This is a genomic window from Aquimarina pacifica, from assembly GCF_000520955.1.
GTDB lineage: Bacteria > Bacteroidota > Bacteroidia > Flavobacteriales > Flavobacteriaceae > Aquimarina > Aquimarina pacifica.
Window position 1 is genome coordinate 30,947 of sequence record NZ_JACC01000025.1, and the last position, 23,140, is coordinate 54,086.

22 protein-coding genes are annotated in these 23,140 nt (G+C 33.1%); 6 read left to right on the forward strand and 16 right to left on the reverse strand.

Annotated elements, in window-relative coordinates:
* Positions 1-4: 4 nt before the first annotated feature.
* The 3 genes from DZ60_RS0113255 to recR form a co-directional block, all read right to left on the reverse strand.
* The gene (locus tag DZ60_RS0113255) at positions 5-619 is read right to left on the reverse strand and encodes a tetratricopeptide repeat protein (protein WP_152537431.1); all 615 of its coding nucleotides are present in this window, start codon (positions 617-619) and stop codon (positions 5-7) included.
* A 207-nt stretch (positions 620-826) separates the two neighbouring features.
* Complete coding sequence (locus DZ60_RS0113260; RefSeq protein WP_025742550.1) at positions 827-2,167, reverse strand: dihydrolipoamide acetyltransferase family protein; 1,341 nt, start codon at positions 2,165-2,167, stop codon at positions 827-829.
* Positions 2,168-2,489: 322 nt separating this feature from the next.
* Complete coding sequence (recR, locus tag DZ60_RS0113265; RefSeq protein WP_025742551.1) at positions 2,490-3,110, reverse strand: recombination mediator RecR; 621 nt, start codon at positions 3,108-3,110, stop codon at positions 2,490-2,492.
* Positions 3,111-3,424: 314 nt separating this feature from the next.
* Here recR and DZ60_RS25170 point away from each other — a divergent pair, with 314 nt between their 5' ends.
* From DZ60_RS25170 to secA, 4 genes are all read left to right on the forward strand, one after another.
* Complete coding sequence (locus tag DZ60_RS25170; protein WP_161634404.1) at positions 3,425-3,592, forward strand: hypothetical protein; 168 nt, start codon at positions 3,425-3,427, stop codon at positions 3,590-3,592.
* 62 nt (positions 3,593-3,654) lie between these two features.
* Positions 3,655-4,236: a cob(I)yrinic acid a,c-diamide adenosyltransferase gene (locus DZ60_RS0113275; RefSeq protein WP_025742552.1), complete on the forward strand. Its 582-nt coding sequence runs from the start codon at positions 3,655-3,657 to the stop codon at positions 4,234-4,236.
* A 132-nt stretch (positions 4,237-4,368) separates the two neighbouring features.
* On the forward strand, positions 4,369-4,590 hold the full coding sequence (locus tag DZ60_RS0113280; protein ID WP_008272287.1) for a DUF2795 domain-containing protein: 222 nt from the start codon (positions 4,369-4,371) through the stop codon (positions 4,588-4,590).
* A 237-nt stretch (positions 4,591-4,827) separates the two neighbouring features.
* Positions 4,828-8,184 (forward strand): preprotein translocase subunit SecA, encoded by a 3,357-nt coding sequence (gene secA / locus DZ60_RS0113285; RefSeq protein ID WP_025742553.1) that lies wholly within the window; start codon positions 4,828-4,830, stop codon positions 8,182-8,184.
* 149 nt (positions 8,185-8,333) lie between these two features.
* Here secA and DZ60_RS0113290 read toward each other — a convergent pair whose 3' ends face one another.
* The 5 genes from DZ60_RS0113290 to DZ60_RS0113310 all read right to left on the reverse strand — a co-directional run bounded on the left by DZ60_RS0113290 (position 8,334) and on the right by DZ60_RS0113310 (position 12,795).
* The gene (locus DZ60_RS0113290) at positions 8,334-9,026 is read right to left on the reverse strand and encodes a peptidoglycan DD-metalloendopeptidase family protein (RefSeq protein WP_034229665.1); all 693 of its coding nucleotides are present in this window, start codon (positions 9,024-9,026) and stop codon (positions 8,334-8,336) included.
* Between the two features lie 213 nt (positions 9,027-9,239).
* The gene (locus DZ60_RS0113295) at positions 9,240-9,881 is read right to left on the reverse strand and encodes a hypothetical protein (protein WP_025742555.1); all 642 of its coding nucleotides are present in this window, start codon (positions 9,879-9,881) and stop codon (positions 9,240-9,242) included.
* A 464-nt stretch (positions 9,882-10,345) separates the two neighbouring features.
* Complete coding sequence (locus DZ60_RS0113300) at positions 10,346-11,722, reverse strand: hypothetical protein (RefSeq protein WP_152537432.1); 1,377 nt, start codon at positions 11,720-11,722, stop codon at positions 10,346-10,348.
* A complete protein-coding gene (locus DZ60_RS0113305; protein ID WP_025742557.1) occupies positions 11,706-12,320 on the reverse strand; it encodes a hypothetical protein in 615 nt (204 codons plus the stop codon). The genes DZ60_RS0113300 and DZ60_RS0113305 overlap by 17 nt, the downstream gene beginning before the upstream one ends.
* Positions 12,304-12,795, reverse strand: coding sequence for an RNA polymerase sigma factor (locus DZ60_RS0113310; RefSeq protein ID WP_051477655.1), 492 nt, complete (start codon positions 12,793-12,795; stop codon positions 12,304-12,306). Before DZ60_RS0113310 ends, DZ60_RS0113305 begins: the two co-directional genes overlap by 17 nt.
* Positions 12,796-13,118: 323 nt before the next feature.
* Between DZ60_RS0113310 and meaB the strand changes: the two genes are divergently transcribed.
* Positions 13,119-14,195, forward strand: a complete 1,077-nt coding sequence (gene meaB / locus DZ60_RS0113315) for a methylmalonyl Co-A mutase-associated GTPase MeaB (protein WP_025742559.1) — start codon at positions 13,119-13,121, stop codon at positions 14,193-14,195.
* Positions 14,196-14,203: 8 nt separating this feature from the next.
* Here meaB and DZ60_RS0113320 read toward each other — a convergent pair whose 3' ends face one another.
* The 6 genes from DZ60_RS0113320 to DZ60_RS0113345 form a co-directional block, all read right to left on the reverse strand.
* Positions 14,204-15,457: an acyloxyacyl hydrolase gene (locus DZ60_RS0113320; protein ID WP_025742560.1), complete on the reverse strand. Its 1,254-nt coding sequence runs from the start codon at positions 15,455-15,457 to the stop codon at positions 14,204-14,206.
* Between the two features lie 318 nt (positions 15,458-15,775).
* Positions 15,776-16,081, reverse strand: coding sequence for a hypothetical protein (locus DZ60_RS0113325; RefSeq protein ID WP_025742561.1), 306 nt, complete (start codon positions 16,079-16,081; stop codon positions 15,776-15,778).
* Positions 16,082-16,515: 434 nt separating this feature from the next.
* A complete protein-coding gene (locus DZ60_RS0113330; protein WP_025742562.1) occupies positions 16,516-17,082 on the reverse strand; it encodes a phosphatase PAP2 family protein in 567 nt (188 codons plus the stop codon).
* A 19-nt stretch (positions 17,083-17,101) separates the two neighbouring features.
* Complete coding sequence (locus DZ60_RS0113335) at positions 17,102-17,329, reverse strand: hypothetical protein (protein WP_025742563.1); 228 nt, start codon at positions 17,327-17,329, stop codon at positions 17,102-17,104.
* 79 nt (positions 17,330-17,408) lie between these two features.
* Positions 17,409-18,464 (reverse strand): OmpA family protein, encoded by a 1,056-nt coding sequence (locus DZ60_RS24310; RefSeq protein ID WP_161634405.1) that lies wholly within the window; start codon positions 18,462-18,464, stop codon positions 17,409-17,411.
* A 394-nt stretch (positions 18,465-18,858) separates the two neighbouring features.
* Positions 18,859-20,232 (reverse strand): MATE family efflux transporter, encoded by a 1,374-nt coding sequence (locus tag DZ60_RS0113345; protein WP_025742565.1) that lies wholly within the window; start codon positions 20,230-20,232, stop codon positions 18,859-18,861.
* 102 nt (positions 20,233-20,334) lie between these two features.
* On the opposite strand from DZ60_RS0113345, the gene DZ60_RS0113350 reads away from it, so the two are divergent.
* Complete coding sequence (locus tag DZ60_RS0113350; protein ID WP_025742566.1) at positions 20,335-20,700, forward strand: hypothetical protein; 366 nt, start codon at positions 20,335-20,337, stop codon at positions 20,698-20,700.
* 84 nt (positions 20,701-20,784) lie between these two features.
* On the opposite strand, the gene DZ60_RS0113355 is transcribed toward DZ60_RS0113350, so the two are convergent.
* Complete coding sequence (locus DZ60_RS0113355; protein ID WP_025742567.1) at positions 20,785-22,173, reverse strand: M20/M25/M40 family metallo-hydrolase; 1,389 nt, start codon at positions 22,171-22,173, stop codon at positions 20,785-20,787.
* A gap of 18 nt (positions 22,174-22,191) precedes the next feature.
* Complete coding sequence (locus tag DZ60_RS0113360) at positions 22,192-23,070, reverse strand: PPK2 family polyphosphate kinase (RefSeq protein ID WP_025742568.1); 879 nt, start codon at positions 23,068-23,070, stop codon at positions 22,192-22,194.
* Positions 23,071-23,140: the final 70 nt, after the last annotated feature.

Genomic DNA, 23,140 nt, shown 5'->3' on the forward strand with positions numbered 1-23,140 from the left:
GAATTTAATCTAAAGAGGAATTTCTTTGAGCCTTTCTTTTAACTACTTCAATAATTACAGGTATATACTTTTTGCCATTTCCTTTATATACTTGCTCATATAATTGTATAGCCTCTTTATACTCGCCTTTTGATTCTAAAACCCAAGCCAAAAAATAACTTGACTTCAAGTCTTTACCCATAGACAAGTTACTTCTAAAATCTTGTTCAGCCTTATCCAACTCCCCACTAATAAAGTACCGTATTCCTCTTTCCCAAACCAAGTCTTTATCAGTATTAGTATTAATTAATGCAGTTAAAGAGTCTATTTTTTTTTCTATTTCTCCTTCAGCCTTTTCTTTTTTAAATGATGATGTACGCCTTCCTTCCTCTACGATATCATAAAAAAAATCACACTTATGCACTAATACTTTTTGTAGATCATACATCAAGTTACTTACACTTTTGTATGCTTTTTCAAATACATCAGGATCAAAACCATTATTTATTTCCTCTTTTTGCTTCCCTTTTTCAATTTTTGGCAAATACTCTTTAGAACAATTATCTAGAAGACGTTCATTATTTTTTTTTAAATCACCTTTTGAAATACAAGAACACACATTATCAGCATAAGTATCCATTTGAGATTCGCTCAACCTATATTCCTGACTATTAGCGACACCAGATATCATTATGAGAATTAGCAATTGAGCACGAATCATTTTTACATTTTAATTTATAAACCAAATAAGCAAATGACACTTTTCTTATCTCGCTATTCTATTATTTTTTTGGTATTTTATTATTTCAAAACCAGACACTTTTTCGGATAGAAAATTTAGACCTTTTTAGAACTGACGATCTACGTCCCATGCTTCGAGATATTCTTTAACTCGCTGCACAAACTGTCCGCCTAATGCTCCGTTTACCACTCTATGATCATAGGAATGTGATAAAAACATTCTATAACGTATGCCTATAAAATCTCCTTCTGGTGTTTCTATTACTGCAGGAACTTTTCTTATAGCTCCTAATGCCAATATACCTACCTGAGGTTGATTGATTATTGGCGTTCCCATAATACTTCCAAAAGACCCAACATTGGTTACCGTATATGTTCCATCTTGAATATCATCAGGCTTTAAAGAATTATTTCGAGATCGGTTTGCTAAGTCATTGACAGCCTTGGTAACGCCCACCAAATTTAATTGATCAGCATTTTTGATAACAGGAACAATTAAATTACCATCTGCTAAGGCAGTGGCCATTCCTATATTAATATTCTTCTTTTTGATGATGCTAGACCCCTTAACAGAGATATTCATCATAGGAAAATCTCTTAATGCTTTAGCTACAGACTCTATAAAAATAGGAGTAAATGTAAGGTTCTCTCCTTCCCTATTCATAAAATCCGTCTTCACCTTATTTCTCCAATTCCAGATATTAGTTACATCTGCTTCTATAAAAGATTGCACATGAGCAGATGTATTAATAGAATCAATCATATGTTGAGAAACAAGTTTACCCATTCGGGTCATTTCTATGATTTCATCTTCTCCAGAAACTATTGCTGTTGATTCCTTAGCAGGTATTGCTTCTTTTGTAGTAACTTCTTTAATGGTATTAGAAGTATCAATACCCGCAATATCTACTGAATTTGATCGATTCTCAATGAACTTCAAAATATCATTTTTGGTTACACGGCCATCTTTACCAGTTCCCTCAATTGTATCAAGTTCTAACTCAGAAACTCCTTCTGCAGAAGCGATATTTTTGACTAATGGTGAATAAAATTTATCACTTTCAACTATTTCGGATGATGATGCATTAGCAGATGTATCTATTACCGCTGCCATTTGTGTTTCTAAAATCTTTGCCTCATCAGAAGAATCATCCTCATCATTATCTAACGCGGTATCTTTAAGAAAAGAATCTGATACTGCTTCTCCATTTGTTTGTATAACGGCTATTGTCTGCCCTACCTTCACAACATCATCTACCTCAAAGAGTTTCTTAACAAGAACACCCTCTACTTCACTAGGAACCTCACTATCAACCTTATCTGTAGCGATCTCAACAACTGCATCGTCCATTTCTATTGTATCCCCAACTTCTTTTAACCAAGTTGTAATGGTTGCTTCTGCAACACTTTCACCCATTTTAGGAAGTTTAAGCTCAAATTCTGCCATATTCTTAATAAATAGTCTTTTTACGTTATTCTTTTTGCGAATTTAATTAAAATTAAAGTCAAACAATGCTTTATTTATATTAAAATTTATTTAAAAACCACTTCTAATTACTCGTATCCAGAAGTTTTATTTTATTATAAAAGTCACTAAAGGTCGTCAAAAATAATCCCGATCATTAGTATCCCCCAAATTTACTGTAAATTCTAAGGAGTTATTCAAAATTAACTAAGGTATTTCTTACGTTCATCAAACACTTTTTTTAAACATTAAAAATCAAGGCGATGGCACTTTAATTCTGTATTCAAAAAGTGTATTAGTATCGTTAAGAATTTTTAATTGCTTTCTCAAAAGGGATTCTATTCACAATACTTCTTCCCAACGTGACTTCATCGGCATACTCTAGCTCATCATTTACACCAATACCCCTGGCAATTGTTGAAGTCTTAATATCTAACCCTTCTAATTGTTTGTATATGAAAAAATTAGTGGTATCACCTTCCATAGTAGCACTCAGTGCAAATATTAATTCTTTTATCTCTCCTAAAGCAGCCTTCTCTACCAAAGAAGCAATATTTAATTCATTAGGACCAATACCATCAAGTGGACTTATTTTTCCTCCTAGAACATAGTACAACCCCCTGTATTGCCCAGTACTCTCTATTGCCATAACATCTCGTATATCCTCAACAACACAAACAATCCCTCTGTTTCTACTAGGATTATTACAAATCTCGCAAATATCTACATCACTGATACTGAAACATGTTTTACAATACTTAATATCTTTTCTCAGAGCTCCCAAAGCGTTTGTTAAGTGTTCTGTTTGTGATTGAGGTTGTCTTAACAAATGTAATACCAATCTTAATGCAGTACGCTTGCCGACACCCGGTAATTGAGACATTTCATATACCGCGTTTTCTAATAATTTTGAAGAAAATTCCATATCGGGGCAAATTTACAGTTTTTAAGCTGAATTCTTTGATTTTTCTATGTACCAAAGAATTCTGGTAAGATAGAACCTCCTAAAATTTAAAGTTCTTAGTAATTACGTTCATTAGAAAAACAATAAGAGCCTAAAATTAATCCTACTGCTATTATTTCGCTTCTTTCTTGACAGTTAGTAAGCTAGTTTTTATTTGACCAAAACTATATAATACTAAAATTAAGAGAACATGAATATTCCTTCTATAACCGAGTACTAATCGATAATACAGGTTGAAAGCATTTTTATTATTTTTACTAAAAAAGTAAACAATCATGTTCGACTCACTTTCAGAAGAAATGCAGCTTATTCTGATGATTATTGGTATTGCGGTTTTATTTGTTGCCGTATCCTGGAATACTAAAAGAAATAAAAACAAGTTGTATCACAGAGGTAAGCGCAATTTTAAAAATAATTATCTAGCTAAAAAAAAGAAAAAATAAAATAGTTGTATTGTATTGTTTGAAGCAAAAAAAATGATATTATATCAACACACTTACATCTTATGAAAATATATACAAAAACGGGAGACAAAGGAACCACTGCTTTATTTGGAGGAACTAGAGTCCCCAAACATCATATTCGAATTGATAGTTATGGCACCATTGATGAACTAAATTCATACATTGGACTCCTAAGAGATCAAAATATAGATAATCACAGCGCAACTACATTGATAACCATTCAAAATAAACTTTTTACTATTGGTTCTATTTTGGCCACTGATCCCGAAAAAGCAATTCTTAAAAATGGTCAAAAGCGTTTAACTATCCCTACCATACAAATAGAGGATATTGAACTATTAGAAAAAGAAATAGATCAAATGAATCAAACATTACCACCAATGACCAATTTTATATTACCCGGAGGACATCAGACCGTGTCATTCTGTCACATTGCCCGTTGCATATGCAGACGTGCAGAGCGCCTTGCGACAGCTTTATATGAAATAAGCCCCTTTGAACCATCAACATTACAGTACTTAAACCGACTATCTGACTATCTTTTTGTACTGGCACGAAAATTGTCCCAAAGTCTAAAAGCAGAAGAAGTAAAATGGATTCCTGAAAAAAATTCTAAACTTTGATTACCAGCTTTTTTTCGTAAATAAAAACCATAAAAAAATCACGTTCTTATAATTATTGTTTAAATAATTAATTTTTTACTTGACTTTTTAAACTAAAAAATTATTTTTGCAAAAAATAAACCAGTAAAGAGTATGTATTGGACTTTAGAATTAGCGTCCTATTTGAGTGACGCACCTTGGCCAGCTACAAAAGACGAATTGATAGATTATGCAATTCGTACTGGAGCGCCCTTAGAGGTTGTAGAAAACCTACAAGCAATTGAAGATGAAGGAGATTCATATGACTCTATAGAGGAGATATGGCCCGACTATCCTACCGACGAAGATTATCTTTGGAATGAGGATGAATATTAAATCAACGAAATAGTATTAAAAGTCTCGCAAGAGGCTTTTTTTTTGCGTAAATTATGCCGTTTTTAGGCAGTTTACCAATTTACGCACATTACAATGTATAATAAGCCCTTGGGCTTGAGATAGCATCAATCCTTTGTAAAACAAAGGATTATGATGGTTCGTGTTATTTTTTTAAAATTAACACTATTTAATTTCGTTTCGAAATTAAAATCTCATTTAAACACACAACCATAAATTATGGGAATTTTAGATTCTGTATTAAAGGTATTTGTTGGAGATAAATCCAAAAAAGATATTAAAGAAATCCAACCAAAGGTTGAGCTTATAAAGAAAGCTGAAAAAGAACTGAAAGGCTTATCAAATGATGAGCTACGTGCAAAGACAATTAGCTTTAAACAACAAATAAATGAAGCTCGTGCTGATATAAATACAAAAATTACTACACTTACTGAAGAAGCTAACTCAACAGAGAGCATTGATAGAAAAGAAGATATATACGGAGAAATCGATGCTTTAAAGGAAGAAGCATATCAGGTTACCGAAAAAATATTATCAAAAATTCTTCCTGAAGCTTTTGCAGTAGTAAAAGAAACTGCTACTAGATTCGCTAACAATGAATTTATCGAAGTAACAGCTTCTGCATATGACAGAGAACTATCTGGAACCAAAGAGCATGTTACCCTAAATGATGACATGGCAGTATGGGCTACAAGCTGGGATGCCGCCGGAAAAGAAGTAAAGTGGGATATGATCCACTACGATGTGCAACTTATTGGTGGTATTGCACTGCATCAAGGAAACGTTGCCGAGATGCAAACCGGTGAAGGAAAAACACTGGTAGCTACGCTTCCGGTATATTTAAATGCATTATCAGGTAATGGTGTTCATCTAGTTACTGTAAATAATTATCTTTCACGTCGAGACAGTGAATGGATGGCCCCTATTTTTCAATTTCATGGGCTTACCGTTGATTGTATAGATAACCACAAACCTAATTCTGCAGAACGTCGCGCCGCATATAACGCAGATATTACATATGGTACCAATAATGAATTTGGTTTTGATTACTTAAGAGATAATATGTCGCATGCACCCGAAGATCTGGTGCAAAGACCTCATAATTATGCAATAATTGATGAAGTAGATTCTGTATTGATAGATGATGCACGTACCCCTCTGATAATATCTGGACCTATCCCAAAAGGAGATATTCACGAATTTGATGAACTCAAACCTAAAATATCTGATATAGTTTCGGTACAACAAAAATTTCTTACTACGGTTCTAGCAGAAGCTAAAAAATTGATTAAGGAAGGCAACACAAAAGATGGAGGGTTTAAATTATTACAGGTATATCGAGGAATTCCTAAAAACAAAGCACTAATTAAGTTTTTAAGTGAAGAGGGAGTCAAAATGTTACTCCAAAAAACTGAAAACTTCTATATGCAAGATAATAATCGAGAAATGCATCAAATTGATGCCGATTTATACTATGTAATTGAAGAGAAAAATAATCAAATTGACCTTACCGACAAAGGGATAGAATACCTCTCTGGTAAAGACGACCCAGATTTCTTTGTTTTGCCACAAATAGGTATGGAAATAGCCAAAATCGAAGGAGCAGAATTATCCAAAGAAGAAGAGGCAGAAAAGAAAGAAGATCTTTTTAGAGAATATAGTGTAAAAAGTGAACGAATCCACACCCTACGTCAATTACTGAAAGCGTATTCTTTATTCGAAAAAGATGTAGAATACGTTGTCATGGACAATAAAGTAAAAATTGTTGATGAACAAACGGGGCGTATTATGGATGGTCGTAGATATAGTGATGGACTACACCAAGCAATAGAAGCAAAAGAAAACGTAAAAATTGAAGATGCAACTCAGACTTTTGCTACCGTAACATTACAGAACTATTTTAGAATGTATGGCAAATTGTCTGGGATGACTGGTACAGCGGTAACTGAGGCAGGAGAGCTTTGGGAAATCTATAAATTAGATGTTGTAGAAATCCCTACAAATCGCCCTATTGCAAGACATGATAGAGAAGATCTAGTATACAAAACAAAACGAGAAAAATACAATGCGGTTATAGAGCAAGTCACAGCACTATCGCAAGCCGGAAGACCCGTATTAATTGGTACGACTTCTGTAGAAATTTCAGAATTACTAGGTAGAATGCTTACCATTCGAAAAGTCCCTCATAATGTACTAAATGCAAAACTTCATAAAAAAGAAGCTGACATCGTTGCAGAAGCAGGGCATGCAGGTATCGTGACAATTGCAACTAACATGGCCGGTCGTGGTACCGATATAAAATTATCCGACGAAGTCAAAGCTGCCGGTGGACTTGCAATTATTGGTACTGAGCGTCATGATTCTCGTCGTGTTGATAGACAGTTACGAGGACGTGCCGGTAGACAAGGAGATCCAGGAAGTTCTCAGTTTTATGTATCACTAGAAGATAATCTTATGAGATTATTTGGTTCTGAGCGTATTGCCAAAATGATGGACCGAATGGGACTAAAAGAAGGAGAAGTTATTCAACATTCTATGATCTCTAAATCTATAGAAAGAGCACAGAAAAAGGTTGAAGAAAATAACTTTGGCGTACGTAAGCGACTTTTGGAATATGATGATGTAATGAACGCACAACGTGAAGTAGTCTACAAAAGGCGTTATCATGCACTATTTGGAGAACGTCTTCGAGTAGATATTGCTAATATGATCTATGATACCGTAGAGGTAATTACCGAAGGAAATAAAAACGCACAAGACTACAAAAACTTTGAGTTCGAATTAATTCGATATTTCTCAATGAGTAGTCCAATTTCATCTGAGGAATTTGAAAAAATGGACCCTCAAAAGATTAGTGCAGAAGTATACAAAGTAGCCTACGAGCATTATCAGGATAAAATGATACGTAATGCACAGACTGCCTACCCAGTAATCAAACAAGTATATGAAGATCCAGAAAGTAAATATGAGCGTATTTTGGTACCTTTTACTGATGGTGTAAAAAGTATAAATGTTGCTACTGATTTACAAAAAGCGTATGAATCAGAAGGAAAACAGTTAATTACTGATTTTGAAAAAAATATTACTCTGGCAATTATCGATGACACCTGGAAAACGCATCTTCGAAAAATGGATGAATTAAAACAAAGTGTACAATTAGCGGTTCATGAGCAAAAGGATCCTTTATTAATTTATAAATTTGAAGCCTTTGAATTATTCAAAGCTATGATAGAAGAGGTGAATAAGGATGTTATTTCTTTCTTATTCAAAGGAGAACTACCTACAGGTAACTCTCAAGACATTTCTGAAGCTAGACAGGTAAGACGAAAAGAAAAATTCGAAACATCTAAAGAAGAAATACCAAATATGGATGAGCGTGCCGCTCAAAATAGAGCTGCAGGTGAAACACAAGGACAGCCCCAAGTAACAGAAACAATCGTCCGTGAACAGCCAAAAATAGGGCGTAATGATAGAGTAACTATTAAGCATGTAATGAGTGGAGAAAGTAAGGTTGTAAAATACAAACAAGCTATTCCATTAATAGAAAAAGGAGAATGGGTCCTTGTAAATGATTAATCCAAAATAGTCTATTTTTAAATATCTAAAAAACCTGAAGTCGACTTCAGGTTTTTTTTATTTACTATAAATACTTATTTAAATAAAAATACCTCTACTTTAATGTACTCCAATGTAAACATATAAAAGTCCTGAAATTATAGTACAAACTAATATATTTTTAAAAGAAGATTAGGATCCGGACAGTTTTGAAGATAAAATGCTATGTCTGATTTATTAGAGACTCCTGGATAATCTCCTATATTCCCCTGAATATCCTTAATGATCTGAAAATGTAAATGAGGTGCATATTCTCCATTAACATCTGCATCACCGAGATAACCAATTGTATCACCAACACTAATCTCTTCACCAATCATTGTTTTTGATAAAGAATCTATTGTCAAGTGACCATATAGGGTGTAGAAAACAACATCATCATATTGATGTTCTAAAATAATTGTAGGACCATAATCACCATAATTATCATTATTATTGAAGCTATGGATTTTACCACATAGCGGCGAAAGGACGGCCGTATTTGCGTTACACCAAAGATCTATCCCTAAATGTATATTACGCTCTTTATTAACATCCTGTTGATTAAAATGAGTACTTCTCTTATAGATACCTCGTTTTTCATTATAACCGCCATATGCTACTTGCGCGTCATTAACCTCTAAAAACTTTCGTATATATTGTTCAAATGACCTTGCACAAGATATATCAACAGTATTCAGTTCTTTATTAGTAATTGACAAATCTATAAGAGCATACTGTTCCTTAGGTAAAGATGAAATGATTGGCATAAACCCATTAGACAAACCACTAATAAATTCTGAGAACGCTTCTATTTTTATCATAATTAACACGTATAAATCAAATCAAAGTTAACCCAATAGCCATAGAAATCAAACCCAAAAAATATCAAAAAAACAACCAGTTTAGCAAATTCATGTTTTTTTAGAAAATATATTAAATCTAAATTTTTACGGGATAATCATTCTATAAACTAGAAAATAAAAAAACCTTTCTTAGTACAAGAAAGGTTTTCATTAAAAGTTATATAATATATCTTACATGTCCGCTATATGGTTGCTATCAGAGAATTTTTCTATTACTACAGAATCACCTTTATCATTTTCTAAAACATATAATCCTTCTGGTAATTGACTCATATCCACAAAACCTACGGTTTTAGAAAGAATATGAACTGTATTTTTTACCTCAAATAATTTAATCTTATCTCCTTCTTCAAATTCTAACACAGTAACCACATCGCCTTCACGTGAAATATGTAAAATATTAGATTCATTGTTATCATAATATTTTATAAACTCTTTTTCTGTATTAAAATCAGAAACTCCACGTGCTCTCTCACTATCATGCGCTAAAACAAATTCTTCTTCAATGTTTTCCTCAACACCTTCGATCATTAAATTTTCCTCTAAACGTTCTATAACAATAGATTTTCCATTATTATCTTCAAGTAAATAAGAACCTAACGGTAACTGACTAAGATCAATTTCTCCGTGAGTCTTCGACAAAATATGATCACCTGTTTCTACTTCAAATAATTTAATCTTATCTCCTTCATTAAAATCAACAACCAAAACAACTAAACCTTCTTTTACAACTTCTAACGACTCATTAGAATCATTAGCATATGTACTTACAAATAAAAACAGACTAGATATATAAAGTATAAATTTTATCATATTGATTGTTTATTTGAGTAATGGATTATAGTGGTACACTTACGGCATTACCTTACAATTATATTAATTAATTACTTTCAAACAAACTAAAAACCAGTATTTTAGACTAAACGACTTAGATATTCGATAAAAAACACATGTGTGTGTAAAAAAAACACAAGTTATTGATATTCAATTATTTAAAAAATAAAACTTAACAAAAACACGATAAAAAACAAAATAGAAGCGATGAAAGGAGTGAATCTAACATAATTGTATCTTTTTACATCAATCAAAATATTGTTTTGCAATAAAACAAACTCAAAAAAAACTCCTCTTAATACTATCGTAAAGAATTACAAAACCGAACCATAAAATCATTTTATAGCTAGATTAAGATATAACAAAAGCCCTATCGGTCTCAGTGAGATAGGGCTTTTATTGAATTAACACTACAATTATACAATTACATTACTATGAAAAACTTATTTATTTTGTAATACCACTTCGCTAAACTTGGCATTAATGGTAATCATTTTATCGGTACTACGTGTATTTTGATATCCACTTATAAATTCATTACCAAAATTCTTTCTAACATTAATATCTAGACTTGGTGGTAAAGAAATTACACTTTGTGCTCCACTGTATGCTAAGTTAAATGCTGTTTTGGGTAGCTTTAACTTAAAATCACTATTCTGAACGACAAGATCTAATGTAGAAAATGACTCTCCCAAATTTGCTATGGTAATAACTCCAAAGCTTCCTGAGATTGCAGCATTTTCATTTAGTTGCTGTATATAGATATTACTTGAATCTGCATTAACAAGAAGGTTTTTCGCATTCTGAATCCTACAGTTCTTTACATAATTCACTACCAATCTACCTTCATTCCATTCTTTAACTACAACTGGTGAATAAGAAGCTTTTATAAAAGTCTTTTTCCCATCTATACTATTTGCTGAAAGTTTTGTGTGCGATAATGACGCAATCACATTATTTGATTTTTCTGCTAATTGTACATCTCCGTGACGCGTATTTAATCTAAGTCTTGCTTCCTTAGGGATCAAAACCTTAATAACTTTATGCGTATTATTAGTTGTTTTATTGCTAGTACTATACCTTCTATAGACAGTAACATTACCTGTCCCTTTTTGTTGATTCTCTATATCTTTAATAAGCTGAGAAGCCCAAGCATCCATCTGCTTTTCATATTGCTTTCCCCAATTTTGCGCTACAATATTTTCGTTATCTATAATCGACTCAGATGTATTCTCAAATTGTTTTGCCCAGATTTTTTTCTCTTTATTTACATCTTCTGTAAATTTTTCACGTATTTGATTTTCCCACTGCTGAATATATTTTTCATCATCATTTGCCAATTGCTGATTCCCGTAATTTACATTAGAATGATTCTTTGACAATGCATTAGGCATTGGATTCTTAAGAATGTTCTCCATAATGGGACCTAGCATATCTGTAATCATAGGGCCTAATAGTCTCAATTCTTGCAAGTTTTTGTCCATTCGAGTACTAGAAGAAGTTACACTTCTACTCCATAAATTACCTGCTGCAGAATTTATAGTTACCTCTTGATTATCTCCAATAACGTTTACTTGCCAGTTATCTAGAATACGTTGCGTATTTTCGTCAGATAAGTCACCGCCTTCAAGATATGCTTCTATAGCTATTGTGTTCTTGTTCCATGTTTCAAAAACTATACTGGTATGACTTGTGTTAAGCTTTACTACAACATCTTTATTTACCGTTAGTTTTTCACTCAATTTAGTATGCTTTTCCTGAGCCCATAAGCCCGCACAACACAAAACACTCAGTGTAAAAATATTAAGCTTGTATTTCATTGTAATTTTCATTTTCAATACGCTCTAATTCTTCTAATTTATCTTTTAACCTGCTCAAAAGAGATAACCTAATCGTTAAGTTTTCCATCATAGCCTCAATACTTTGAACATTAGGCCCCACTTCTATTAGCTCTCTATTTAAGTTTTGATATTCATTATCAAGGTTATTCAACCTTTTCTTAAAACTCTCAACTAATTCTCGATTCGAATCATCTATTGTTATCTTGGATAATTGAAATTTTATACTTGTAAGTATATTATTCTCTACTTCTCCGTATTCTGGCGAAATCTCAGCCAAAGTAGAAGACTGCTTAGGCAACACCATAGTTGCATTCTTCACTGTAGAATTTGCTACATTAACTACCTCTACTCCTTCACCTGTTCCTTCAGAAAATTGTGTAAAAGTTAATAATGAGATAGAAAAAATCACGACTACGCTTGCTGCAATTTTCACCCATTTGAAATTAAAATTCTTATTATTAACCTCAGGGAGTTCTTTTTCTAATCTATCCATAAAGCGATCTCTATGCCCATCACTTATAGATTCTATAGGAATTTGTTTATCCCGTCTCAACAGCTCTCTAATATCCTGTGCCATCTCTCAAATGTTTTAATTGTTCTTGCAGTTGTTTTTTACCTCTATGTACTAATGTCCTTGAAGAAACGGGTGTAATATCCAAAATTTCACTTATCTCATTATGGTCATAGCCTTCTATTAAAAATAACATCACCGCATATTTATATTTTTCTGGAAGTTTTTCTATTGCTCTTTTTACTTCATCAACGGTAACAGAATCAGAAACCGACCAATCATTTTGATCTTCAACTGTAGTCATCACCTGCTCATTTATTGCTACCATATTCATTTTCTTCGCTTTTAGCATATCAATGCTTTTATTAATTACAATTCTCTTAAGCCAAGCACCAAAAGTTACATCTCCAGTAAATTGATGAAGTCTTGTAAATGCTTTTATAAAAGATTCTTGCATAGCTTCCTCTGCCTCAAATGGGTCCTTAAGAAATCGCAGCGCTACATAATACATACCATCACAGTATTTATTATAGAGCTTCATTTGTGCTCTACGATCGTTTGACCTACATTGTTCTATTAGCTCGCTTTGTAACAAACTCTTCCTATTTTTCTGGTTAGTGATAATTTCTTAAAACTGTTCTAAATCGTATTCATTTTTAAAGACGGGAGCATATAGTCCCTGTTGCAAAATTATCAATAATAATCTCACAATCCTAAACAATCAACTGATCAACAAACACTTAAACAAAAAACAATTATAAAACTACCCAATTAATAACTTTTTCTTTTCTTATGAATGAATAAACTGAAAGCAATCTCATTTAAAAAAAAGTAATTTTATAACTTTGTTTTTAAAGCAAAACTGTGCCTACAGATCCTAATACAAATAAAGACGTATCCCAAGAAGCTATTTCTCTTGCGAGTAATCAAGCTATTCATCGATTCAAAAAATCCCAACAAAAAGAACTGTCTGTACAAGAACTTGCTGCTGCCATTCTAAAAAGTGACACGACTTCTTTAAGCAAAGGAATTACTCTACTAGAAAGCACAAAACCAAGTCACAACCAAAAAGCACAAGAACTTATCGAAACTTGTCTTCCGCATGCAAACAACTCAGTAAGAATAGGAATTACAGGAGTCCCTGGTGTAGGCAAAAGCACTTTTATAGAAACACTAGGGAGCCTTTTAATAAAAAAAGGGAAAAAAGTAGCTGTATTGGCCATTGATCCATCTAGTACTATTTCGCATGGCAGTATATTGGGTGACAAGACAAGGATGGAATCTTTGGTTCGATCTCCCATGGCCTTTATACGTCCTTCCCCTTCGGGAAAATCTCTTGGTGGTGTTGCTCAAAAAACTAGAGAATCCATTGTTCTTTGTGAAGCTGCAGGATACGATATCATTATTATCGAAACTGTTGGCGTAGGACAAAGTGAAACTGCAGTACACAGTATGGTAGATTTCTTTTTACTATTAAAACTTGCTGGTGCAGGCGATGAACTACAAGGAATTAAACGCGGAATTATAGAAATGGCCGATGCGATAATAATTAATAAAGCGGATGGAGATAATCTACTCCCAGCAAAAAAAGCAAAAAATCAATTCAGTAAAGCTCTGCACTTATATCCCCTAGCTGAAAATAGTTGGTCTCCAGAGGTACAAATATGTAGTGCTCTAGAAGGGAGTGGAATTGATGATATCTGGCAATTAATTTTGAAATATGTAAAAACTACTTCTCAGAATGGTTTTTTTGAAAAAAATAGAATGCAACAAAATGAATTTTGGCTACTACAGACTATAGAAGATCAATTAAAAAGTTCATTTTATAATCATCCAAAAATCACACGTCTTCTATCAGAAAAAATAACAGCAATGCGAGACTATAAGATCACACCTTTTGCTGCAGCAAAACATATTTTGGATATTTATAAAAATCTATAAAACATATCCTATTTTGATTTTTTACTAAAACGATATACGTACCCAAAGTTGAGTTCAGAAAAATCTGCTTGTCCCAAATTGGCATTTATGCTTGCTCCGACAAAAAAGTTGTTTTTTGGAGACTTATACGTATTAAGTAAATAACACTTTACACCAAGTCGTGATGATATTGTTCTTTTTACCTCATAGTACCAATCTAATTCTCCCAATACATATTCACCTGTATACAATAATTCTCCTTGACTAAGCTGCCAATCTATTTTGTAAAACGGTTTATACACATTGAGTCCCATATCAAACTCTATACCCACATGCCCCATAAAAACTTCTGAACTCACAAAAAAACCATAGTTACTTGCATACACGATAGGTTTTTCTATAAAAAATGGCACTTGCTCTTTAACAAGATCTCCTTCATTCTTTATATAATCGTAGTATTGCTCATAGAATCGTCCGTAAAAACCAACCCCTAATTTGAAGATTTTATTAATTACTTTACCCATCGACATTGCAAAAGAATACACCTCTTTTTTATCATTATATACTTCTGAAAGGACATTCTGACCAATACCACTTCGAAAAGAAAAATAGGTTTGTGAAGATTTGACGCGTGTATTTTGTACCACTGACTGATTTTCTGGGGACAGGTAACTAGTATTTCCTAATAGAGAAGAAGCACTTACAGAAAATGAATTAAGTCCTTGATTAGGCAATAAAGTATGACCATTAGAATGATGTGTATAGCCAAGTCCAAGCCTCCATTGAGATGACTTTTTAACCAAAACATCGTAATAAATAAAGGATTTGAAAGACCAGTTAAAACTTGTTGTAATTCCCTTATTAAAAGGGTTTGTGTCCATATTATATTTTGTATCAATATAAGAAGCACCAAAACCGGTATTAAGATGCAGTCTGTTTGTTTTTTTAGAAAATAAGCCTACTTCTAAAAAAGGAAGCAATGTATACGCAATACCAACTTTATCAATATTACCAAAGTCAGTAACTCCGAGTGAAATACCCGTCTTAGGAATTCCAAATCTAGAAGACCACTGTTCATCTATCCTTTGATTATTTACCCCTAAACTTACAAAAAGAGATTTCTGTAATTTAGTTTCTGGAAAACCCGTATTCGCTTCCATTGTTTTTCCAAATAAAAACTCTGGAGCAATGAATAAAGAATTTTTAGTTTTAGTATCTAGTTGTTGTGCATATACTTGTAACCCGACAAAAAAAATAATCGAATAAAATCTAATTTTTGGCATCTATTTAGTTTACCCGACGGTTATATCACTTTTCAACATCCCATAATCCTTATAGTTATAGTATCCTACTCAATAAAGATCATTATTGTTTATTCTTTGCCGGAAACTCCAAAATAAATGAATTTTAATTAATTTTTAACATTTTTGATTAAAAAACATAAATAAGCAGCATGTCGATATCTTAACGTACATAACTAAAAAATGTGCGAATTTTGTACCTACGTACTACCATGAGGACGAACTACTGCCCCATTAATAATCAAGTAATACAAATATTTTTAGCGATTACTATTGAGAAAAATACTATAACAACATTCTTTATCTATCACTCATATCCTCAATACTTCCTACAATATCCTTATTAGCAACATTAGGAACATCAATATTGGGGGCTTCTCCTGCATCATCATCTTCAAAACTTTGCATAGTATCCGAAAGACGTTTACTTATTTTTACCAAATAAATAGTGTCCTCAGTTTTTACTTCTACCGCTTCTATTGCCTCATTATACTGATTTCTGAAAGAGACAATATCACTATCATAGTAGCCATCAGGAAATTTTTCAACCAAAAGACTTAGGATGTCTTTGTTTAATTTTTTAAAATCAACAATTACTCTTCTCATGGATTTATAGATTTAGTTATGCATATATTCTACACGCCATGCGACATATGTTTCATAGCGTTACATTACAACACTAACAGTGGGGAAATAAGATCGTATACCCCAAGTAGTTTTTAACAGGGTTCTGAATCACTTCATTGAGAAAAATCCGTATACAATTGTAGTTAAAAAAAATGAGAAAATTAAAAAAACAACTTCAAAAATTTTATTATTTATTGACTTTTTTACTTGTCAAAAAACAACTTTCATGACAACCAAACATCTTCATAAACAAAAACTTAAGTCAGCCGCACCTTTTCTTGTTATACTTTTTACAACATAGAAATTTTGGTAGGTTTTTAATATCCATTAAAAAAGAAAAAATAGTTGTGTATGCAAAAGAAAGGACGTTCTTAACTTATTAAACTAATACTAGAAACAGATTCTCAATAAATCTATGTGGTATATTTTCTAACCAAAAACGCATGTAATTTGTAAGCACCAAGCCCTAGTAACATTCCTATAGCCATACCAGTAATAACATCTCCAGGATAATGAACTCCTACATATATTCTACTATAGCTAACAATTATAGACCAAACCACCATAAACGGGAATATAAATTTAAGATGCTTCTGAAGAGCTAGACCTGTAAAAAAAGCTAAAGCCATAGAGCTAGCGGCATGACCTGAGAAGTATCCATGTCTACCACAACGCTCTGCAATAAAACGTGTCAGATCGGATACCCCGTCGGCTCGGCAAGGGCGGGGTCTCATAAATAGTACGTTTTTGAACAAATTAGATAATTGATCTGTTGCAGTAATTAATAATGCCACAGTAACCAAAGTAATTACTGTACCTTTGATCCCAAAGTATTTATAGAAAAAGTATAATAATAATAAATATAGTGGTATTTGATAGAATTTATCGGTCATAAATAACCAGAATCCATCCCATGATGAAGTTCCTAAATTATTGAGATAAATAAAAAGATCCTTATCGAATTGTATTAACTCTTCCATGACAAAAATTTAAAGTTTTTTACTTGTCGTAACGCTCTATCTCACGGTCATAAAAATCATTAGCCGCCTTCAAAAGATTTTCGGTCTCTTCTAATAATTCACTCTCTTCATTTTTATCAAATTCTTCTAACCATTCTACCTCATCGTTTGCCAAGTTAATAATACATCGAGGAAATTCAGTATGAATAATAAAGATATCATCAGGATAGTCAGTGTTATCCCCTAGCAAGAATTTTGGAAAGTCCATAAAAACGTATAAAAATATTAGATGCCAAAGGTACTATCTTTTCAGAAACATTAGAATATTCAGCCTCTATATTATCACACTACTCTATTTTTATCTCTACTCTATTATTTGATTCTGGATCTAGATTAGAACCCGCAGTAACAATAGGAGCTGTATTTCCTGCACTGATTACTTCGATCAAAGATTCATCAATACCCTTTTCTACAAAATACTTTTTTACATTGCTAGCCCTCACTGCAGACATTATTTCGTTCTCAAAAGTAGATCCTGCATCATCAGCATGTCCTGTTATTTTTACAGAAGCAACCTTAAAGACTTGTATATATTGAATATAAGAGTCTAACAACTTTTGGATTTCTGGATAGGCTTCGCTCTCTCCGACAAGAAACTCTACAGGTGAAAAATCAAGTGCCATATTACACACTTGACTCGGAGTAAAATTCTTATTACTCCTCATTTCCATAAGTAATACATCATCAATAAAATAATAAGCAGTATCAAATCCTCCTCCTTTTACCGATTTTCCTTTGGGAGCATCTGAAAAATATCCTAAAGAAATATATTTTTCTGTTCCTTTTGCTTTATACACTCCACAAACTTTTGCCCAACCTTTTGTATCACAAATTAATTTTGAAGATGAAATATTAAGCGGAAATTTTGAAGTACTTGTTATTTTTGGTCTTCTTGCCGTAAAGTACGATCCTATTGAAGATGTACAAGAATTAGAGACTCCCTCTGATAAAGAAACATACATATGAAAATAATAATATTTACCCGCAGAAAGCGGACGTTTCAATTGAGCTGTAATTCCTTCTTTATAAGGACCTCCTGCGATATACATCCCTACCTTCCCTTCTCCTGTTCTCGGTTCTTGTGCTCCGAATTGCTTCAGGAAATTAGGCGCTTTATGTATAAATCTCACATCACTAACATTAGGATGATAAGCGTCAGGCGAATTGATTGTTGCCTTCCAGTCTTTCATGACTCCAAAATTCTGCATCTCCATATCTAGCCTTCTCACAGCTGAATTCGTAGTTTCAAAACTTGGATTTGGAATCAGGTTTTGTTGCTGACTATGAATAAAATTTTGACTTTGTACACCTTGAATTGTTAACGCGGCTAATATAAGTAGCAAGCAAAATTTAGAATTTGGGAATCTCATATTTTGTGATATATTTTTTTTAGAAAGATAATTAAATATTTGTTAATACCCAATAAACGTGCCAAGTGAATAAAACGTATTTCTATTGTTTCTAAATTTAAAAGTGGACCTTGAGATACTTCAAAAAAGTACAGGGATACGGACTATTTGGTAGCTAATTTTTATCAAAAAAAGCTTGTAATACATATTCAATAACAACTACCAGATACATACAATTTGATCAGGTAATTAATTGCATTAAAACCTTTTTAACCTTAACACACAAAAAACCTATACTTACATTTCTCAAAAACAACCACTTACAAATTGAATTTAAAAACTGTATCTAGTTCCTCTCTATTAAACACGCAGTTTCTGCATAACTAGGTCATGCTTTGGTTACTATTAAGTTTTTGGTCAACTTATTAAATCTCATATAAAGCAATAAAGCCGAGGTAGAAAGCCCTGCAAGTAGTCCTATCCAAATACCTTCACTTTTATATGCTGTATGTAATCCTAAATAATAACTAATAGGAAACCCCACAATCCAATAGGCAATAAATGTTATCACGGTTGGTACTTTTACATCTTGTAATCCTCGCAAAGCTCCCAAAACAACAACTTGTACTCCATCCGATATTTGAAACAGAGCCGCTATAATTAATAATTTAGCTGCAATACTAACTACCTCGGTATTATCAGCGAGATTGTTAACATCATCAATATCTAAATAAATTTTAGGAAGTAATTGATTAAGAGTAACAAAAACAATTGCGAAAAAAGTAGAGATCAAAAAAGTTAGTAAAAAAGTCGACATTGCAATTCGTCTCAAATCTTTAAAATGTCTTAATCCTTTTTGATTTCCCACCCGAATCATCGAAGCAACCCCCAACCCCATAGCTACCATAAAAGCCATAGAAGATAGGTTAAGTGCTATTTGATTGGCTGCTTGAGGGTTCTTTCCTAAAATACCTGATAGCCAAATTGCAGATGTAAAAATAGCTACCTCAAAAAACATCTGTAAAGCCGATGGAAAACCAAGTGAAATTATTTTCTTTATGACTGCACTTTCTAGGACAAAAAACTTAATACGCACCACATAATCTTTAGATTTTTCTTTTTTTCTGAGTAAAATCCATAAAAAAGCAAACATTACAAATCGTGAAATCAGAGTTCCTAATGCAGCTCCAACAATTCCCATTTGAGGGAATCCTAATTTCCCAAAAATCAACACATAATTTAATACAACGTTGACCACATTGGCAACTAACGTGGCATACATAGGGTATTTGGTCATTGATAAGCCATCAGAAAATTGTTTTAATGCTTGAAAACATATCAATGGTATTAATGAAAAAGCAACAAGATCTAAATAAGGTAGTGCTAATAGTACTACTTCTTCTGGTTGCCTCATTAAGTACATAAGCGGTTTTGCTAACAAAATCAGCACAAACAAGATAATTCCTAAAATAGTGCAGAGAAATAACCCATGCTTAAAAACAGATTTTCCAGTTCTAAAATTACTTTCGCCATCTGCTTCTGCCACTAACGGAGTTATTGCTGTAGAAAACCCAATACCCAAAGACATCGCTATAAACATAAAACTATTACCTAAAGAAACTGCTGCTAACTCTGCTGTTCCTAATTGCCCCACCATAATATTGTCGACAAGACCAACAAAAGTATGTCCCAACATACCAAGCATTACTGGTGCTGCTAGTTGCAGATTATATCGAAACTCCTTAGTGTATTGCTGTAACATTTTTGAGAATTATAAGATGGCAAAGGTATTAGAACCTATGTAAATTAAATTATTCTTATCGTATATTTAACGTTATTAATCAGTGTTCTCAAACAAATAAAAATGCCCGAAATAGAAAGTAATACTTACTCAGACAAAAAAAGAAATAACACCAAAACATACCTCATCGTAACTACCTCTATTTTGGGGTTTCTTGTTCTTCCTTCCCTACCAGTCATTATGATGTCTCCCATGATGTTCGATAGTACCGGTTCTGATGATAGTATTGCAACTATCATTTTGGTGCTCTGCCTTATACTGTATCCTTTTATTGTAGTACTTGGTATTGCAGGTTCATGGATCTTATTTTCTAAAAAAAAATATTTTCTCGCAACAATTTTTGCTAGCCTACCAATTGTAGATATTATGGTAGGAATCTTGGCCATTATTTATATCAGCGTATTTTGTGACGGCAGCTTTGTATGCTAAAGAGAATACAACATTATTTTTTGCTTCACATTTTACAGTTCATATGACAAACTATTTGAGTAATTAGCATTCTATGTACTAACATCACTTAACTCCGTACTTATCAAAAAGATATACCAAACTAGACATCGTAGCGGCTCCCAATTCTAGTTCTCGTTTATTTATTGCATCAAAGGTATCGTTCTTAGCATGATGATAATCAAAATATCTTTGAGAATCTGGTCGTAATCCTGCAAGCACATTACCATCTTTTTTTAGAGGTCTCACATCTGCTCCACTATATCCTTTGGCAAAGTAATGAATAAGATAAGGTTCAAACAGGGGTTTCCAGCTATGAATCTGCGCCAAGTTATTGTCATCACAATTAAAAGAGAATCCTCTTGGGGTAAATCCGCCAGCATCACTTTCTAGAGCAAACACATGGTTCTCCCCTTTACTTTTAGCTTTCTCTGCATATTTCTTACCTCCTCGTAACCCATTTTCTTCATTCATAAATAAAACAACACGAATTGATCTTTTTGGTGTATATCCAATCTCCTTAAACAACCTAAGAACCTCCATTGACTGCACAACCCCTGCTCCATCATCATGAGCACCATCGCCCAGATCCCAAGAATCTAAATGCCCTCCTACTACCATATATTCGTTTGGATATTCGCTTCCTGTTATTTGACCAATAACATTGAAAGATTCGACATCTTTCCATGAACGACAATTCATATTAAACTGAAACTTAATCTCTGGATTTAGCTTGAGCATACCGCTCAAAAGGTCAGCACCATTAGTACTTATAGCAGCCGCAGGAATTTTGTTTTCATTTTTGAGATCCCCGTAACTCATTGAGCCCGTATGCGGAAAATCATCTAATCTAAGGTTCATTGAGCGTACAATAACGCCAATTGCACCATATTTAGCAGCTTCTGCTGCACCAGAATATCGTTGATCGACGCAGCCCCCATATGCTCTAAATGTTTCTATCAAATCTGGTTGCATTGGACGATTGAAAAACACAATTTTACCCTTAATTTGTTCAGCCCCTAATTTTTTTAAATCTTCTAATCCCTTTACCTCTATCAAAGAGGCCTTAAGCCCTCCGATAGGTGTTGGTACAGATCCTCCCAAGGCACATATAGGAACGTTTGTTGTAACTCCCGGAGCAGTTTCTATAAAAGCAAATTCTGTTACTCCTCGAGTCCATTTGGGTACCATTACCGACTGTAACCATACCTTGTCAATCCCTAATTCTTCTAACTCTTTCTTTCCCCATTCTACGGCTTTTTGAGCATTTAATGACCCAGATAGTCGTCCTCCTATTTGATTAGAAAGGTAATCTAACCACTCATAACTTTTACCATTGACCAATGCATTGGTGTATATTTTTTTTAAAATTACCGAATCGTTTTTCAGATCACTTTGAGAAAAACAATTTAATGATATACATATAATGACGGTCAGAATTATGTTCTTTGACATATATTTATAGGGTTTTCTTTATTCGTTTTCTAATTGTTCTTTGTATAAATCAATATTTGATTTTGTTTTATCATCTAATTCAGGTTCCTGAATATCATCGTACTTTTTTAAGGTATCAAAAATTATTTTTGCGACGGTATACCTTGCTACAGGCTTACTATCAGCAGGAATAACATACCAAGGAGCATGTGTAACAGATGTTCTGTTAATGGCATCCTCATAATAAGATTGATACTGATCCCATAGCTTACGCTCTTTTAAATCTCCAGATGAAAACTTCCAGTTTTTTTCTTGCTTTTCTAATCGACGCAGCAATCTGTTTTTTTGCTCTTCTTTTGATAAATGAAGGTAAAATTTATAGATCAATGTGCCATTAGCCGCAATATGCTTCTCAAAATTGAGTATTTGCTCAAAACGCTTATCCCAAAAATCTTCATTAACATCATCTACAGTATTTATATGAGGGATATTTTCTCCGAGAATATATTCAGGATGTACTCTAGTTACTAATACATTCTCATAATGCGTCCTATTAAAGACGCCAAACTTACCTCTTTGTGGCAATGCAATATAATGTCTCCATAAATAATCATGACCAAGCTCTAATGGTGTTGGGACCTTGAAACTATGAACCACAACTCCTCTTACATTAAAATCTTTAAAGACTTCTCTGATTAAACTATCTTTACCAGAGGTATCCATACCTTGCAGGCAAACCAATACTGCATACTTACCATGAGCATATAACGTATCCTGAAGTTTTCCTAACTTCTCTCGAACGTCTTCGAGCTCCTTTTCTATTTTCTTTTCGCTCTCATTAAGGTCTAATATTGTAGGGATCTCAGATAATTTTATAGTAGTTGATACTTTAAAATCGTTGTGGTTTATTTCCTTCATAGTGCAGATTTGTGATACTTTGTATTTGTCTCCGAAAGATACTAAAGTTTTCTGTGTACAGAAGAAATAG